The following is a 15,362-nucleotide window of genomic DNA, read 5'->3' on the forward strand; positions in this document are numbered from 1 at the left end:
AAGATAAAAACAGCGCAGGCCGCTGGTTTAAACCAGTTCGATGCGGTCCGCGTGGATCACAATCTTGCCTTCCTTGTAGAGCGCACCAATGGCCTTCTTGAAGTTGCCCTTGCTGACGCCAAACAGGTTGCTGATCTGCTCGGGTGCACTTTTATCACTGACCGGCAGTACGCCGTTGTTTTCACGCAACTTGCTGAGGATCTTCGAGTTCAGGCTGCTGGATGCCTCCTGACCGACTGGCTGCAAACTCAGGCTGATCTTGCCGTCGGCACGAACTTCTTTGATATAGCCTTTCTCTTGCTTGCCCGCACGCAGGAACTTGAACACTTCGTTCTTGTGGATCAAGCCCCAGTGCTTGTTGTTGATCACGGCTTTAAAGCCCATGTCCGTGGCCTCAGCCACCAGCAGATCAACTTCCTGGCCCACTTGGTAGTTGGCCGGGGTTTTGTCCAGGTAGCGGTCCAGGCGGGCCGTAGCCGTGATGCGGCGTGTGTGCTTGTCCAGGTAAACGTGGACAACCACATATTCGCCAGCGGTCATCTGGCGTTTTTCTTCGGAATACGGCAACAGCAAATCTTTCGGCAGGCCCCAATCAAGGAAAACACCGATGCTATTAATTTCGACGACTTTAAGACTGGCAAACTCACCGACTTGAACTTTTGGTTTTTCAGTGGTGGCAATTAACTTGTCAGCGCTGTCCAAATAAACAAATACGTTTAGCCAGTCTTCATCTTCACTGGGAATATCTTTCGGAATATAGCGATTGGGCAACAGGATTTCCCCGTCAGCTCCACCATCCAGATACAAACCGAAGTTAGTGTGTTTAACCACTTGCAAACTGTTGTAGCGACCGATTAAAGCCATGTCCAATACCCTCATTACGTGGACAGCATTCTACCCGAGTTTGGCCCGGCAAATTGGAGCCGCGCAGCAAGGCTTTCACATTTTTTACAAAAGGCCTGATTTATCAAGGATTTTTGCCTCGACCCTAGGACCACTCGTCAGCCCGGCGAGCCCTCAAGGCCCTGCCGAGCAGCGCAAAAACAACCCGATGATATGAATTAAAACAGCGGGTTAGCGGACGCGTAGAGTGTTGATTATGTGCAATGCCAAGGTGCTTATAATATTTCAGGAGGATATTTAACAAGCAATTGTCAAGTATTTCAGTTACTATCGCTGGCCAAGTTATTTTCTACAGGTGAATAGCCGCCATGCGTGTAAAAGCATCCGCCAGCAAAGTAAAGCCAGCTCCCGCCGTTGAAACCAGTGATTCAATCAATGCGCAAATTGCCGCATTCTTGAAGTCCGGTGGCGAGATCCAGCAAATTGACAAAGGCGTCAGCGGCCAAACTTTCGGCGCATCCAAACAGATTTCGCTGGGTAAAAAGTAATACCTCCCGCTTTATAGTGGTCCTGATGCGCTTTGCCTTCCAAAGCGCTGGGACTCCTGAACCCCCTCCTCTCAAGAAATCGACGAACGGCCCCCATCGGCCGGCATACATCCGTATGCTTGAACCTCTCTAAACCAAGCCTTCGAGCCAATCACTGCATCCAGTTGTCAAGGGAGTGACCTATGCTCACACGAGCGTTACTGCTCACCGGCACATTGCTGTCCAGCGCGGCTGTCAACGCACAGGTGTTTTCACGCGAGCTGGGCGATTTCGACCTCAGAATGGGCACCCAGCCCAGCCGCAGCATGGCCCAAGGCCTGGTCAAGCCGACCAGCCCGGGTTCGACCTTCCATGGCGGCCTGGACCTCACGCACAACAGCGGCTGGTATGTCGGCCAATGGGCACCCACCATGGGCCTCAAGCCCGGCAGCAATCTGGAAGTCGATTCCTACCTCGGTTACAAACACCCGTTTGACCAGACCTTGAGCTATGAACTGGGGATGATTCATTACAGCTACCCCAAGGTCAGCCCGATGGACAGCCAGCAGTTTTATGCGGGGCTGACAGTGTTGGGTACGCGCTTTGGCGCAGCGTTCAGCAATGACCCGGATCGACGCGACAGCACCGTGTTTGCCGATTTGGGCGCCAATCGCACGCTGGGCGTCGGGGTCAGCCTGAAATACACCACCCACCAGTTGGGTACGCCGGTATCCATCGCCGATGGAGGCAGCGTGCGTACGTTCAATGATTGGTCGATCACCTTCTCACGGCCCTGGATGGGCGTGAACCTGAACGTGATCTACAGCGACTCTAGCCTCGACGGCGGAGATTGCTCGGCGTACTCGGGGCAAAACCCGCAATGCGATGGGTTACTGACGTTCAAGGCTGAACGTACGTTTTATTGAGAGAGGGGATCACAAAGCCGTCCCGTCTTCGACGCCGCGCTGTCGCGCATCAAACAGGACACTGTAGTCGCTGACGAGGTACGAAGGCTGCGATCGGCCAGCGTGGTTTAACGGAGCCGCTTACGGCTTAGATCAAGATCAAAAACCAGATCAAGATCAAAAGATCGCGAGCAAGCTCGCTCCTACAGGGTCTTTAGAATCAATCACTTATTTATGTTTGATACGAGCAAGCTTGCCTCGCGATCTTTTGCTCTTAAAAGACCGAGAGGCAAACCTTATCCGTAAACCTTACTCAGCAGCCGGGGCTTCTGGCTTGCGGCGCTTGAGCGGCGCCATGCCGTCCTTGCTGACCAGCGACAGGGCGTCGGTCTTTGGGCGGTTGGCGATTTTGCGTTTGGTCGGGGCCTTGGCGCCGGTCTTTTTCTTGTCGCCTTTGCCGTCAGTCTTTTTCTTCTTCACACCAACGGCTTTACCCGAAGCCTTGACCTTTTTCGGCCCGCTGTAGGTGCCTTTGACTTCTTTGATCACGCGACGCTCGAAGCTTTGCTTCAAGTAGCGCTCGATGCTGGACATGAGGTTCCAGTCACCATGGCAGATCAGCGAGATCGCCAGACCGTCGTTACCGGCACGGCCAGTACGGCCAATGCGGTGAACGTATTCGTCGCCGCTGCGTGGCATGTCGAAGTTGATCACCAGATCCAGACCTTCAACGTCCAGACCACGGGCGGCCACGTCGGTGGCGACCAGAATTTTCACGCCGCCCTGCTTCAGGCGATCAATGGCCAGCTTGCGGTCTTTTTGGTCTTTCTCACCGTGCAAGACAAACGCCTTGTACTCCTGAGCCACCAGACGCCCGTAGATGCGGTCGGCCATGGCGCGGGTGTTGGTGAAGACGATCGCTTTTTGATAAGTCTCATTGGCCAGCAGCCAGTTCACGATTTGTTCTTTGTGCTGGTTGTGGTCAGCGGTGATCACTTGCTGACGCGTGGTAGCGTTCAGCTGGCTGACCTGGTTGAGCTGCAAGTGCTCAGGGTTGTTCAAGACTTTACCGATCATGTCACGCAGGCCCGAACCACCGGTGGTGGCCGAGAACAACATGGTTTGCTGACGGTTCGGGCATTCGTCAACCAGACGCTGCACGTCTTCGGCAAAGCCCATGTCGAGCATGCGGTCAGCTTCGTCGAGCACCAGCACTTCAACTTCGTTGAGTTGCAGGTTGCCGGCGTTCAGTTGCTCAAGCAAACGGCCTGGCGTGCCGATCAGGATGTCAGGCACTTTGCGCAACATGGCGGCCTGTACTTTGAAGTCTTCACCGCCGGTAATCAGACCGGACTTGATGAACGTGAACTGCGAAAAGCGTTCAACTTCTTTCAAGGTTTGCTGCGCCAGCTCGCGGGTCGGCAGCAAAATCAACGCTTTGATGCTGACGCGGATTTTGGCTGGGCCAATCAAGCGATTGAGAATCGGCAGAACGAAAGCAGCGGTTTTGCCACTCCCGGTTTGAGCTGTAACCCGCAGGTCACGCCCCTCGAGCGCGAGCGGGATGGCCGCTGCTTGCACAGGCGTAGGCTCGACAAATTTAAGCTCGGCCACAGCTTTAAGCAGGCGTTCGTGCAGGGCGAAATCGGAAAACACGGGTGCTACCTCGAAGAAATGCGAAAAATCAGCGGCATAGAGTAACGGTTTCGAGCGCTCAGGCCGAGTTTCTTTGCACCAACGGCGCGAAACAAATGCTTTTTTAGGGTCTTTAGTCCAAAGACAGCCCCTAAATCGTCTTGAGATGGTCTAATCCCAGGGCCATTTCTTTTGGGATAACGCTTTAACTTATGGATACTCAAACACTCTGGAGCGAATTTGAACGCCTTTGGGCCAACCTGGATCACTATCCTTGGCTGTCGTCCGTTCTGGGACTGATCGTATTGGTGAGCGTCGCCCTGCTCGCCGGTCACATTGCCCGCATCATCATCTTGCGCGTCACCAAAATGCTCGCACGCCAGCCAGCCCTGCACTGGGTCAGCGATTTGCGCGAACACAAAGTGTTCCATCGCGTGGCGCAAATGACGCCGTCACTGATGATCCAGTTTGGCCGCAATTTGGTCCCGGACCTGAGCGACAATGGTCGCCAATTTCTCGGCAACCTGGCCCTGGCCATCACCATTTTTGTGTTGACGCGGGTCATCACCGCCCTGCTCGATGCCTTGCTCGACATTTATGCACGCACCAATTACGCCAAGACCCGGCCCATCAAGGGCTACATCCAGCTGGGCAAGATGCTGCTGTATGTGTTCTCGGCGATCATCATTGTCGCCACCCTGATCGACCGCTCGCCGATGCTCTTGCTCTCGGGTCTGGGCGCCATGTCTGCGGTGATTTTGTTGGTCTACAAAGACACCCTGCTGTCTTTTGTCGCCAGCGTTCAGTTGACCAGCAACGACCTGCTGCGTGTGGGCGACTGGATCGAAATGCCGCAAGTGGGCGCCGACGGCGATGTCATGGATATCACGCTGCACACCGTCAAAGTGCAGAACTTCGACAAGACCATCGTCTCCATCCCGACCTGGCGACTGATGTCCGAGTCGTTTAAAAACTGGCGCGGCATGCAGCAATCCGGCGGTCGACGGATCAAGCGCAGCCTGTTTATTGATGCCGCAGGCGTCGGGTTTCTGACCGACGAGCAGGAGCAGCGCCTGGAGCAAGTGCGCTTGCTGAGCGACTATCTGACGCGCAAAAAAGCCGAACTCAAGAGCTGGAACGAAGCCCAGGGCAACGTCGCGGCGATGTCAGCCAACCGTCGACGCATGACCAACATAGGCACCTTCCGCGCCTACGCACTGGCCTACCTGCGAAGCCACGCGATGATCCAGCCCAACATGACCTGCATGGTCCGCCAGATGCAAGCCACGCCCCAGGGCGTGCCACTTGAAATCTACTGCTTCACCCGCACCACTGTCTGGGACGAATACGAGCAAATCCAGGGCGATATTTTCGACTATCTGTTGTCGGTCTTGCCGGAGTTTGGCTTGAGTGTGTATCAACAGCCAAGTGGCAATGACTTGCGTCAGGGGCTGATGAACAAAATCAACCCGCCGCAAGTGGCGGTTGAAGACTGAGTCACGGGTAAGTCGCCGCAGCCAGTGATGACTGCGGCGACGTGGCAGCGTTAGCTGTGTTTGAACTGCGGATCACCGGTCAGTTCGAACAACAACTCGATGCCTTCGGGCCAGTCACCCAGGCCACTCTCATGGTTGATGTGCCTGGCATTCTCCAACAGCTTCAATTCACTGCCCCACGCCTCACTGAAGGCTTTCGCACGCTCGACACTGACATAGGGATCATCCGTGCTGGCCACGGTTATCGAGTCAAAGGGCAGTTTCCCCAGGTGCATGGGTGCAAACCCTGACGTGCCTTGCGGATAACTCGGCGCTTCGGTGTCGCTGGGGGCTACCAGCAGCGCGCCGCGAACACGGTTTTTGGCATCAGTGGGGTACTGATGCGACCACGCCGCAATCAGGTTGCACGCCAGACTGTGCCCCACCAACACCACCGGTCGCTGGCTGGAAGTGACTTTGTCGTGTAATCGCTGAACCCATTCAGCGCACACCGGCGTGTTCCAATCGTCTTGCTTGACCCGTTTCAGACCGCTGTACTTCTTCTCCCAGCGCGTTTGCCAGTGATCTTCCCCCGAATTATTCAGGCCCGGCAAGATCAACACTTTGACTGTCATTCCCACTCCCCTTTAAGGCGTTAGATAGGGTCTGTTGACGTTTCATTGCGGTCGCGACGAGACGTCAACAGACCTTGGGCCTTAAGGACCTTAGCCCCTGATAGCCTTGCGGTCTAGCCGGCTGATCCACACGGCCAGCAGAATCACCGTGCCGCCCAACATTAACCTGCCCAACGGTTCGTGCTGGTTCCAGATCAGCAGGTTCAGCAGTAAACCCACCGGTACATGCAAGTTGTTCATCACCGCCAGGGTGCCGCCGCTGACCAGGCACGCGCCTTTGTTCCACCAGTACATGCCCAGCGCCGTCGACACCAGGCCCAGAAACAGCAACACGCCCCACTGCAACGGTGCGTCGGGCAAAAAGTGCGCTTTGCCAAACAGCAGGAAAGCCGGCAACACCACAATCAGGGCGCCGACATAAAAGAACCCGAAACGCCGGTAGCCTGGTAGCTCACTCGGGTAACGCAGCACCAAACGCCGGTACAGCACCTGACCAGCGGCATACGTAAAGTTGGCCAGTTGCAGCAGCAGGAAGCCTTTGAAGAAGTCCGGGCTGATGCTGTCGAACCGAATCACCGCGGCCCCGCCAACGGCCACTAGCGCGGCGACCAGCGCCCACGGGTTGAAGCGCCGGTTCAGCGCATCTTCAATCAGGGTGACGTGCAACGGCGTAAGGATGGTGAACAGCAGCACCTCGGGCACCGTGAGCACGCGAAAGCTCAGGTACAGGCAGACGTAGGTGATACCAAACTGCAGGGCGCCAATAACCAGCATGCCGCGCATAAAGCCGGGTTCGACCTGGCGCCAGCGTGTCAGCGGGATAAAGACCAGACCGGCCAGCACCACACGCACCAGCACGGCGAAGTAACTGTCGACGTGCCCCGCCAGATACTCGCCAATAAGGCTGAAGGAAAACGCCTGAATCAGCGTCACAACTAGCAAATAACCCATAAATCTCTCGCCCGGTATTGAGTGGACGCGACCTTAGCGGTTTTTCGGCACGCTGCGCTATCGGCCCGTAAATCGCAGGCAAAAAAAACCCGATCCAGCGTTAGAGCTGATCGGGCGATAGCACTCAAAGAAAGTGCCAAGGGAGGTTCGATGCGCGAACCGCTTGCTTGAAGGAGCAGTGAAGCGAATTAAGCCATGCAACGATTATCTGTTGATTAACAGACCGGCTCAGGCCACATCTGAAAGCCTGGCTTTGGCTTGGTTCAACCCTTTTTCCTGGAAGTCGCCGCCCAGGTTCATGCCCTCGGCATGGATAAAGGTCACGTCATGAATGCCCACAAAGGCCAGTACTTGGCGCAGGTACGGTTCTTGGTGGTCTGCGGTGCTACCCGCATATATCCCGCCGCGTGCGGTGAGCACGTATGCTTTTTTCCCGGTGAGCAGACCCTGGGGGCCTGTCTCGGTGTATTTGAAGGTCAGGCCGGCGCGCAACACATGGTCCAGCCAGGCTTTGAGGGTGCTGGGGATCGCAAAGTTGTACATCGGCGCCGCCAGCACCAACACGTCTGCCGCCAGCAGCTCGTCGGTCAGCTCATTGGAGCGCTGCAAGGAAGCCTGTTCAGCGGCGTTACGCTGCGCCTCGGGCTTCATCCAGCCGCCCAGCAAATCGGCGTCCAGATGCGGAACCGGGTTCACAGCCACATCGCGAATGGTCAGGCGATCAGCCGGATGCAGGGTTTTCCAGTGACTGATGAACTGCTGTGTCAGCTCGCGGGAAAATGAGTCCTGTTGGCGAGCGCTGCTTTCGATGATCAGAACATTAGACATGGGCGGTAGGCTCCATCTGTGAAGGCTGTAAGGCGATGGAGTGAATCCTAGAGGGCATTTCATTGATGAAAAAGCGTAAATATCTGCTACAACCTATCTATAAATTTGTTTATTAATGAGTACCCTGTACAACAGGCTGCGGCCACACAACGACTCATTACCAAAGGAATACAACGTGAAAGCGCCCCGCGTGACCCTTGACCAATGGCGCACGCTGCAAGCGGTGGTCGACCACGGCGGCTTTGCGCAAGCTGCTGAGGTGCTGCATCGCTCGCAGTCGTCTGTCAGTTACACCGTTGCTCGCATGCAAGACCAGCTCGGCGTGCCGCTGTTGCGCATCGACGGGCGCAAAGCCGTGCTCACTGAAGCTGGAGGCGTTTTATTACGGCGTTCGCGCCAGTTGGTCAAACAAGCCAGCCAGCTTGAAGACCTCGCCCACCATATGGAGCAAGGCTGGGAAGCCGAAGTGCGGCTGGTGGTTGATGCCGCCTACCCGAATGCACGGCTGGTGCGCGCCTTGACCGCTTTTATGCCGCAGAGTCGTGGCTGTCGTGTGCGGCTGCGCGAAGAAGTCCTTTCGGGCGTTGAAGAGGTCTTGCTGGAAGGCGTAGCCGACCTGGCCATCAGCAGTTTCAATATTCCCGGCTACCTGGGCACAGAACTGAGCACCGTCGAATTCATTGCCGTGGCCCATCCCGATCATGCCCTGCATCGCATGCAACGGGTGCTGCACTTCCAGGACCTTGAAAGCCAGTTGCAAGTGGTGATTCGCGACTCGGGCCGCCAGCAACCCCGCGACGTGGGCTGGCTGGGCTCTGAGCAGCGCTGGACGGTCGGCAGCCTGGCCACGGCCGCCGCCTTTGTGGGCAGTGGCCTTGGCTTTGCCTGGCTGCCCCGGCACATGATCGAGCGCGAGCTTAAAGAAGGCGTGCTCAAAGCGTTGCCACTGGATCAGGGCGGTGACCGCCACCCGGTGTTCTACCTGTACGCCAACAAGGACAAACCGCTGGGCCCGGCGACGCAAATACTGGTGGAGTTGTTGCGCACCTTTGATACCGCCCCCCTGGACGCAGCCTTTGCTGCCCCTGAACAGGCATAAAACAAAGATTGCAGCCATGACAGCGGTGGGCAGGAACATCGATCCCGAATATCCTGTCCAAGCTTCGCGGCTGGCCATTCATCAGTGCCAACCTCATCCCGTCACCTATTCAACACACAGCGCGTGCGTTCTCTGACGCTGCTGCTTTCACTTTTCAGGACTTTTGACTTATGTTGAAAAAAATTGCTTTTGCTGCCAGCGCCCTGCTCTTCGCCGCCAACCTGATGGCTGCGACGCCTGCGGCAAACAAAAACGCGCAAACCCCACCTGCTCAAAAAGCCCCTCACGTGCTGCTGGACACCAGTTTCGGTCCGATTGAAATCGAACTGGACCCGGTAAAAGCACCGATCAGCAGCAAAAACTTTTTGAGTTATGTCGATAGCGGCTTTTACAACAACACCATTTTCCACCGCGTGATCCCGGGCTTTATGGCTCAGGGCGGCGGGTTCACTGGGCAGATGGTGCAGAAAACAACCCGCGATCCGATCAAGAACGAAGCCAGCAACGGCCTGCATAACGTGCGCGGCACCTTGTCGATGGCCCGCACCTCCAACCCGGACTCCGCGACCAGCCAGTTCTTTATCAACGTGGTCGACAACGCGATGCTCGATCCGGGCCGTGATGCCGGTTATGCAGTGTTTGCCAAAGTCGTAAAAGGCATGGATGTGGTGGACAACATCGTCAACACCCAGACCACCAGCAAATCCGGCATGCGCGATGTGCCGATTGACCCTATCTACATCAAGTCTGCCAAACGCATCGACTAATCGCTTCGAATGCTGCGGGGAGCTTGACCGGCCCAGGCCGGTCACACCACTAAAGGAGAGCCCGCTCAGCGGGCGTCAGTGACCATGCTTTATCGTCGTTTTGAACAACTGATCGATATTTTTCGCGAAGCCCCCAGCGCCGCACCGCCTAACACCGTTTGGGCGTTTTACATCTATTACCTGCGCCAAGTCTGGCCACTGTTTGCCGCCTTGCTGGTCGTCGGGCTGGTCGCCGCCTTGATTGAAGTCTCGCTGTTCAGTTACTTGAGCACCTTGATCGATCTGGCCCAGGGCACGCCCAACACTGAGTTTTTCAGCATTCACAGTGGTGAGCTGATCTGGATGGCCGTGGTGGCGCTGATCATTCGCCCGGTATTCTTCGGCCTGCATGATCTGCTTGTGCACCAGACCTTAAGCCCGAGCATGACCAGCATGATCCGCTGGCAAAACCACAGCTATGTGCTGAAACAAAGCCTCAACTTTTTCCAGAACGACTTCGCCGGGCGCATTGCCCAGCGCATCATGCAAACCGGCAACTCGCTGCGTGACTCTGCGGTGCAGGCCGTCGATGCGTTGTGGCACGTGTTGATCTACGCCATCAGTTCGCTGGTGCTGTTTGCCGAAGCGGACTGGCGGCTGATGATCCCGTTGCTGACCTGGATCGTGCTCTATATCGGCGCGTTGTATTACTTCGTGCCACGGGTCAAGGAACGCTCGGTGGTGTCTTCGGATGCGCGCTCTAAATTGATGGGCCGGATCGTTGACGGTTACACCAACATCACCACCCTCAAGCTGTTTGCCCACACCAATTACGAGCAGCAGTACGCACGCGAAGCGATCATCGAACAAACCGAAAAAACCCAACTGGCCAGCCGCGTCGTGACCAGCATGGACGTGACCATCACCTCCATGAACGGTCTGCTGATTGTCAGCACCAGCGGCCTTGCGCTGTGGTTGTGGAGCCAGTCACTGATCAGCGTGGGCGCCATTGCGCTGGCCACTGGCCTGGTGATTCGTATCGTCAACATGTCTGGCTGGATCATGTGGGTGGTCAACGGCATTTTTGAAAACATCGGCATGGTCCAGGACGGCCTGCAAACCATTGCGCAACCCGTTACGGTCAAGGACAAGGACAACGCGCCACGCCTGAAGGTCGATCGCGGTGAAGTGCGTTTTGAGCACGTGGACTTTCACTACGGCAAACAGAGCGGGATCATCAGCGACCTGAACCTGGTGATCAAACCCGGCGAAAAAATCGGCTTGATCGGACCGTCCGGGGCGGGCAAATCGACGCTGGTAAACCTGCTTTTGCGCCTGTATGACCTGCAAGGCGGGAAAATTCTGATAGACAGTCAGAATATCGCCGAAGTGACGCAAGAAAGCCTGCGCGAGCAGATCGGAATGATCACTCAGGACACGTCTTTGCTGCACCGTTCGATCCGCGACAACTTGCTGTATGGCAAGCCGGACGCCACCGACGATGAACTCTGGGCAGCCGTGCGAAAAGCCCGTGCCGATGAGTTTATTCCTGCCCTTTCCGATGCTCAGGGACGTACCGGTTTTGACGCCCATGTGGGCGAGCGCGGGGTCAAATTGTCAGGTGGTCAGCGCCAGCGCATCGCTATAGCACGGGTGTTGCTGAAGAATGCGCCGATTCTGATCATGGACGAAGCGACCTCGGCGCTGGACTCCGAAGTCGAAGCCGCGATTCAGGAAAGTCTCGAAACCTTGATGCAAGGTAAAACCGTGATTGCCATCGCTCACCGACTTTCAACCATCGCCCGCATGGACCGTTTGGTAGTCCTCGAAAAAGGTCAGATTGCCGAGTCTGGCACCCACGCCGAACTGCTCGCCCATGGCGGTTTGTATGCCCGACTGTGGCAACACCAAACGGGTGGATTTGTCGGCCTCGATTAAATCCCCCTGTTCGACACTCCACTCGCTGCCAAAACGGCGAGAATCAGGCCTGCCGGTATGGCAGTGCCGTTCTCGCCTCTTCGGCATAGGCCAACACACCCGCACGTTCGCGCGCCAGAAAATCACTGACGGCAGCTTTCAAGCCCTGATGGCGCAGGTAATGCCAGGAGTGCGTAATCACCGGCTCAAAGCCGCGTATCAGCTTGTGCTCGCCCTGAGCGCCGGCGTCAAACCGCTGGATGCCGTTAGCAATAGCGTAATCCATGCCCTGGTAAAAACAGGTTTCGAAATGCAAACGGTCGAACTCGGCCAAACAACCCCAGTAACGACCATACAAGCTGCCGCCCCCGATCAGGCTAAAAGCCATGGCTACCGGGGTTGAGCCTTGTTTGGCCAGGACCACGCGAATCGCTTCGGGCATGCGCTCGGCCAGCAAGCTGAAAAAGTCACGGGTCAGGTACGGCGTCTGCCGTCGCACCGCATAGGTGTTGGCGTAACAGGCGTAGACAAAATCCCACTGCGCCTCGGTCACCTGCCGGCCCTCCAGCCATTCGAACTCGAACCCCTGCCCCGCCACTTGTTCGCGCTCTTTGCGCATTTGCTTGCGCTTGCGCGAACTGAGGACGTCGAGAAAATCCTGAAAATCGCGGTACTCGCGGTTTTGCCAATGGAACTGACAACCCAACCGTTGCAACCAGCCGGGCTGTTGCGCCAACGCGGTATCCGCCAGCGCATCGGTGAAGTTGATGTGCGCGCTGGACAGCCCTTCGATCTCCAGATAACCGGGCAAAGCGGCCAACAAATCAAACCCGTCTTCAGGCCGTGCGGCCAGCAATCGCGGGCCACTTACCGGGCTGAAAGGCACTGCGGTCAGCAGTTTGGGGTAGTACTCGATCCCGGCCCGTTCACAGGCGTTCGCCCATTCGTGATCGAACACGTACTCGCCGTAGGAATGCCATTTTCGGTAACTGGGCAATGCCGCCAGCACGCGATCGTTTTCAACGTGCAACAGGTGTTCAGACTGCCAGCCGGAATGTGGGCCCAAGCTGCCACTGTCCTCCAGTGCACTGAGAAACCCATGGCGAAGGAACGGTTGCGCCACCGGCACCAGCGCATCCCATTGCTCGGCCGAGATGGCGGACAGGCTGTCCAGACGTTGTAACGGCATTCAAAAGCCCCGGGGTAGTGCGTTAGAACGGCGATGTTAGCACCCGCTTATGACACTGCGCCTTTTACATTTCCACACAATGGCTGGACCCGTTAGAAACCCACGCCTGCAGATGAGTCGATTCAGCTCAAGAGTGCGTTGTCACAGAGTTGCTATCACTGTGCCACTTTTCTGTCATATCCAATCGTGATACTGGCGCCGCTTCTTAGAAGTCGGGGTTATGAGTGAGCGCTTATCAACCCACGTAAACATCATATTAGCGAGCCCATAAGGGCCGAGTGTTTTTGGGGTGGCAACGTCCATCTCACTACTGGGAGATTCATATGCGTCTTGTTTCTACACGGATTGCGGCGGGACTGTGTGGCGGGCTGGTATTAGGCATGAGTGTTCCAGCAAGCGCTGGCGTTGATGCAAAACTACTGGAAATGCTCAAGGCAAACGGCTCTATTTCTGCGGCGCAGTACGCCGAACTGCAAATCGAGTTGACCAGCGAGAAACAAGCTCAACAAGAAGCCGCTGCAGACCAGGTTAAAAAATCTGACCTCAGCGCTTTCGAACAAAAAGTGGCCTGGGCTGCCAAAACCGAATTCAAGGGCGATGTTCGGGTCCGTCAGGAAACCGTCAAAATTGATGGCGAATCCGATGGCAAAAACCGTGACCGCCAACGTATTCGTGCTCGCCTGGGTGCTTATACCGAAATCAACCCGCAAGTGAACACCGGCATCCGTATCGCCACCGGCGGCAGCGACGACGCACGCTCCACCAACCAGGATCTGGACAACTACTTCGACAAGAAGCAGCTGTGGCTGGACATGGCTTACGTTGACTATCACCCTACAGCGATCAAAAACCTGCACCTGGTTGGCGGCAAGATGCCACAACAGTGGGTCAGCATGGGCGACGTGATCTGGGATAGCGACATCAACCCTGAAGGTGTGTCTGCCTCCTACAAAACCAACCTGGGCAGCAGCGGCGTCGAAGTGTTCGGCAGCACCGGCTACTACACCCTCAAAGACAACGTGAACGGCGATGGCGTGCAGTTCAAAAATGACTTGAGCCTGTATGCCGGCCAGTTGGGTGCACGCTTCGCACCGACCGACAGCCTGAAAGTAACCCTGGGTGGTAGCGTTTACGGCTTCCACAACGACGAAGACAGCCGCTGCCCAACCACCGGCACCAAGACCACGCCGTGCGCCCTGGCCGTTAACGGCAACAGCACCAGCGAGTTCCGCCTGTGGGAAGGTTTCGGTCAGGTCGACATCGCCAACCTCCCGGTTCCGCTGTCGCTGTACGGCCAATACGTGCACAACTCCGAGACCGACAGCGATCAGGACGACGCCTGGTTGGTGGGTTTCAAGAGCAAGCTCAACGCCTTCAGCCTGGACTACAACTACCGCGACGTTCAGCGTAACGCTGTGGTCGGCGCCTTCACTGACTCTGACTTCGCCAACGGCACCACCGGTTCTCGCGGTCACAAGTTCAAAGTGGGTTACGAAATCGACAAGAACTTTGGTGTCGGCGTGACCTACTTCCTGACCAAGGCTGACTACGCAACCTCCACCCAGAAAGATGCCAGCACCAACACGCTGCAACTGGACGTAGAAGCCAAGTTCTAAACCGTTTCACGCAACAAACAAGCCGCTGAACGCTTTCACCGGCTTGTTTTAACCCGCAGTGCGTGAATGCCGTCGGTCCCCATCCCATCCCCGACGGCATTCGCGCTTGCGCCCTACCGCTGACGCGATTGCTCGCTCAGCATCCGTTCAACCGTCGCGTCCAGGTCATCGGGCTGCGGTTCGGGCAGCGCCTTCAACGTGGCACTCATCAAGCGCATTTGCCGGATAAAGCGCCGACAATTGGGACAAAACAGCAAATGATGGCGCATCTGCAAACGCTCACGAACACTCAACTGCCGGTCCATGTGGTCACTTGATCGCGCAACGTATTGCTTGCAGCTCAACATTCGCCGGTCTCCTCGAAATGCTCCACGGTCGCAAAGACTTTAAGCCGGGCACGATGCACCAGCACTCGGGCATTAGAGAGCGATATATCGAGAAGATTACAAATCTGCTCCAACTCCAGCCCCTGGCGTTCACGCAATACCAGCACCGAGCTTTGCAATTGCGGCAGGCTGAGCAACGTGCGCTCAAGGCATTCACGCAACTCTTGTTCCGTGAACAGCGCTTCCGGGGTGTCCTGATGCCAGGCATAAGGGCCCAACAACCAGTGGCCATCGCTGGCAAAACGCTCATCATCAACCGTACCGTGGGGTGACGGCAGGTCGTCGAGCAAGACTTCACGACGATTGTGTTTAAGGCGGGTTTTGGCGGCGTTGGCGGTGATAGTGAGCAGCCAGGTCTTGAGGCTGGAACGGCCTTCGAACCCGCGCAGGTTGCGCACCACTGACAACCAGGCGTCCTGAACGACTTCATCGGCATGCCGACTGCCGACAATCGCATAAGCCACGGCAAGCATGGCCCCTTGATAGGCACTGACCAACTGCCGAAAAGCTTGTTGCTCACCGGCGAGCAGGCGCTGGAGCCATTGCGAGTCGTCAGCGGCTGCCATTCAAGCGCTCCTGATCAGATAAACACACTTGCTGCCTCACGATC

Annotated in this window: 15 protein-coding genes; 7 read left to right on the forward strand and 8 right to left on the reverse strand. The window is 56.5% G+C overall.

Features of this window, described 5'->3' with window-relative positions; all coding sequences use genetic code 11:
* Positions 1–27: 27 nt before the first annotated feature.
* The gene (locus ACJJU9_RS16475) at positions 28–864 is read right to left on the reverse strand and encodes a S1 RNA-binding domain-containing protein (protein ID WP_048371524.1); all 837 of its coding nucleotides are present in this window, start codon (positions 862–864) and stop codon (positions 28–30) included.
* A gap of 347 nt (positions 865–1,211) precedes the next feature.
* On the opposite strand from ACJJU9_RS16475, the gene ACJJU9_RS16480 reads away from it, so the two are divergent.
* On the forward strand, positions 1,212–1,391 hold the full coding sequence (locus ACJJU9_RS16480) for a hypothetical protein (RefSeq protein WP_048371526.1): 180 nt from the start codon (positions 1,212–1,214) through the stop codon (positions 1,389–1,391).
* 182 nt (positions 1,392–1,573) lie between these two features.
* Complete coding sequence (locus tag ACJJU9_RS16485; RefSeq protein WP_048371529.1) at positions 1,574–2,296, forward strand: TorF family putative porin; 723 nt, start codon at positions 1,574–1,576, stop codon at positions 2,294–2,296.
* Positions 2,297–2,584: 288 nt separating this feature from the next.
* On the opposite strand, the gene ACJJU9_RS16490 is transcribed toward ACJJU9_RS16485, so the two are convergent.
* On the reverse strand, positions 2,585–3,931 hold the full coding sequence (locus ACJJU9_RS16490) for a DEAD/DEAH box helicase (protein WP_048371531.1): 1,347 nt from the start codon (positions 3,929–3,931) through the stop codon (positions 2,585–2,587).
* A gap of 191 nt (positions 3,932–4,122) precedes the next feature.
* Between ACJJU9_RS16490 and ACJJU9_RS16495 the strand changes: the two genes are divergently transcribed.
* Positions 4,123–5,406 carry a mechanosensitive ion channel family protein gene (locus tag ACJJU9_RS16495; protein WP_273217550.1) on the forward strand — a complete coding sequence of 428 codons (1,284 nt, stop codon included), beginning with the start codon at positions 4,123–4,125 and terminating at the stop codon, positions 5,404–5,406.
* Positions 5,407–5,456: 50 nt separating this feature from the next.
* Here the strand turns inward: ACJJU9_RS16495 and ACJJU9_RS16500 are convergent, their stop codons facing one another.
* From ACJJU9_RS16500 to ACJJU9_RS16510, 3 genes are all read right to left on the reverse strand, one after another.
* Positions 5,457–6,020, reverse strand: coding sequence for an RBBP9/YdeN family alpha/beta hydrolase (locus tag ACJJU9_RS16500; RefSeq protein WP_407729007.1), 564 nt, complete (start codon positions 6,018–6,020; stop codon positions 5,457–5,459).
* Between the two features lie 90 nt (positions 6,021–6,110).
* Positions 6,111–6,971: a carboxylate/amino acid/amine transporter gene (locus ACJJU9_RS16505; RefSeq protein WP_048371537.1), complete on the reverse strand. Its 861-nt coding sequence runs from the start codon at positions 6,969–6,971 to the stop codon at positions 6,111–6,113.
* A 228-nt stretch (positions 6,972–7,199) separates the two neighbouring features.
* The gene (locus ACJJU9_RS16510) at positions 7,200–7,799 is read right to left on the reverse strand and encodes an FMN-dependent NADH-azoreductase (RefSeq protein ID WP_123751999.1); all 600 of its coding nucleotides are present in this window, start codon (positions 7,797–7,799) and stop codon (positions 7,200–7,202) included.
* A gap of 175 nt (positions 7,800–7,974) precedes the next feature.
* Here ACJJU9_RS16510 and ACJJU9_RS16515 point away from each other — a divergent pair, with 175 nt between their 5' ends.
* The 3 genes from ACJJU9_RS16515 to ACJJU9_RS16525 all read left to right on the forward strand — a co-directional run bounded on the left by ACJJU9_RS16515 (position 7,975) and on the right by ACJJU9_RS16525 (position 11,582).
* On the forward strand, positions 7,975–8,898 hold the full coding sequence (locus tag ACJJU9_RS16515; RefSeq protein ID WP_048371541.1) for a LysR family transcriptional regulator: 924 nt from the start codon (positions 7,975–7,977) through the stop codon (positions 8,896–8,898).
* Positions 8,899–9,068: 170 nt separating this feature from the next.
* Positions 9,069–9,665 (forward strand): peptidylprolyl isomerase, encoded by a 597-nt coding sequence (locus ACJJU9_RS16520; protein ID WP_273217560.1) that lies wholly within the window; start codon positions 9,069–9,071, stop codon positions 9,663–9,665.
* Positions 9,666–9,749: 84 nt separating this feature from the next.
* Positions 9,750–11,582, forward strand: coding sequence for an ABC transporter ATP-binding protein (locus tag ACJJU9_RS16525; protein ID WP_407729008.1), 1,833 nt, complete (start codon positions 9,750–9,752; stop codon positions 11,580–11,582).
* 43 nt (positions 11,583–11,625) lie between these two features.
* On the opposite strand, the gene ACJJU9_RS16530 is transcribed toward ACJJU9_RS16525, so the two are convergent.
* Positions 11,626–12,750: a GNAT family N-acetyltransferase gene (locus ACJJU9_RS16530; RefSeq protein ID WP_407729009.1), complete on the reverse strand. Its 1,125-nt coding sequence runs from the start codon at positions 12,748–12,750 to the stop codon at positions 11,626–11,628.
* Between the two features lie 323 nt (positions 12,751–13,073).
* On the opposite strand from ACJJU9_RS16530, the gene ACJJU9_RS16535 reads away from it, so the two are divergent.
* A complete protein-coding gene (locus ACJJU9_RS16535; protein WP_407729010.1) occupies positions 13,074–14,366 on the forward strand; it encodes a putative porin in 1,293 nt (430 codons plus the stop codon).
* A 113-nt stretch (positions 14,367–14,479) separates the two neighbouring features.
* Here the strand turns inward: ACJJU9_RS16535 and ACJJU9_RS16540 are convergent, their stop codons facing one another.
* Entirely contained in the window at positions 14,480–14,713 is a 234-nt protein-coding gene (locus tag ACJJU9_RS16540; RefSeq protein WP_407729011.1) for an anti-sigma factor family protein, read from the reverse strand.
* Positions 14,707–15,318, reverse strand: a complete 612-nt coding sequence (locus ACJJU9_RS16545; protein WP_407729012.1) for an RNA polymerase sigma factor — start codon at positions 15,316–15,318, stop codon at positions 14,707–14,709. The genes ACJJU9_RS16540 and ACJJU9_RS16545 overlap by 7 nt, the downstream gene beginning before the upstream one ends.
* Positions 15,319–15,362: the final 44 nt, after the last annotated feature.

Source organism: Pseudomonas helleri (assembly GCF_045830615.1).
GTDB classification, from domain to species: Bacteria; Pseudomonadota; Gammaproteobacteria; order Pseudomonadales; family Pseudomonadaceae; genus Aquipseudomonas; species Aquipseudomonas helleri.

Coding starts and splice junctions, on each gene's coding strand:
- ACJJU9_RS16475 (WP_048371524.1), bottom strand. CDS start 864: ATGGCTTTAATCGGTCGCTACAACAGTTTGCAAGTGGTTAAACACACT.
- ACJJU9_RS16480 (WP_048371526.1), top strand. CDS start 1,212: ATGCGTGTAAAAGCATCCGCCAGCAAAGTAAAGCCAGCTCCCGCCGTT.
- ACJJU9_RS16485 (WP_048371529.1), top strand. CDS start 1,574: ATGCTCACACGAGCGTTACTGCTCACCGGCACATTGCTGTCCAGCGCG.
- ACJJU9_RS16495 (WP_273217550.1), top strand. CDS start 4,123: ATGGATACTCAAACACTCTGGAGCGAATTTGAACGCCTTTGGGCCAAC.
- ACJJU9_RS16500 (WP_407729007.1), bottom strand. CDS start 6,020: ATGACAGTCAAAGTGTTGATCTTGCCGGGCCTGAATAATTCGGGGGAA.
- ACJJU9_RS16505 (WP_048371537.1), bottom strand. CDS start 6,971: ATGGGTTATTTGCTAGTTGTGACGCTGATTCAGGCGTTTTCCTTCAGC.
- ACJJU9_RS16510 (WP_123751999.1), bottom strand. CDS start 7,799: ATGTCTAATGTTCTGATCATCGAAAGCAGCGCTCGCCAACAGGACTCA.
- ACJJU9_RS16520 (WP_273217560.1), top strand. CDS start 9,069: ATGTTGAAAAAAATTGCTTTTGCTGCCAGCGCCCTGCTCTTCGCCGCC.
- ACJJU9_RS16525 (WP_407729008.1), top strand. CDS start 9,750: ATGCTTTATCGTCGTTTTGAACAACTGATCGATATTTTTCGCGAAGCC.
- ACJJU9_RS16530 (WP_407729009.1), bottom strand. CDS start 12,750: ATGCCGTTACAACGTCTGGACAGCCTGTCCGCCATCTCGGCCGAGCAA.
- ACJJU9_RS16535 (WP_407729010.1), top strand. CDS start 13,074: ATGCGTCTTGTTTCTACACGGATTGCGGCGGGACTGTGTGGCGGGCTG.
- ACJJU9_RS16540 (WP_407729011.1), bottom strand. CDS start 14,713: ATGTTGAGCTGCAAGCAATACGTTGCGCGATCAAGTGACCACATGGAC.
- ACJJU9_RS16545 (WP_407729012.1), bottom strand. CDS start 15,318: ATGGCAGCCGCTGACGACTCGCAATGGCTCCAGCGCCTGCTCGCCGGT.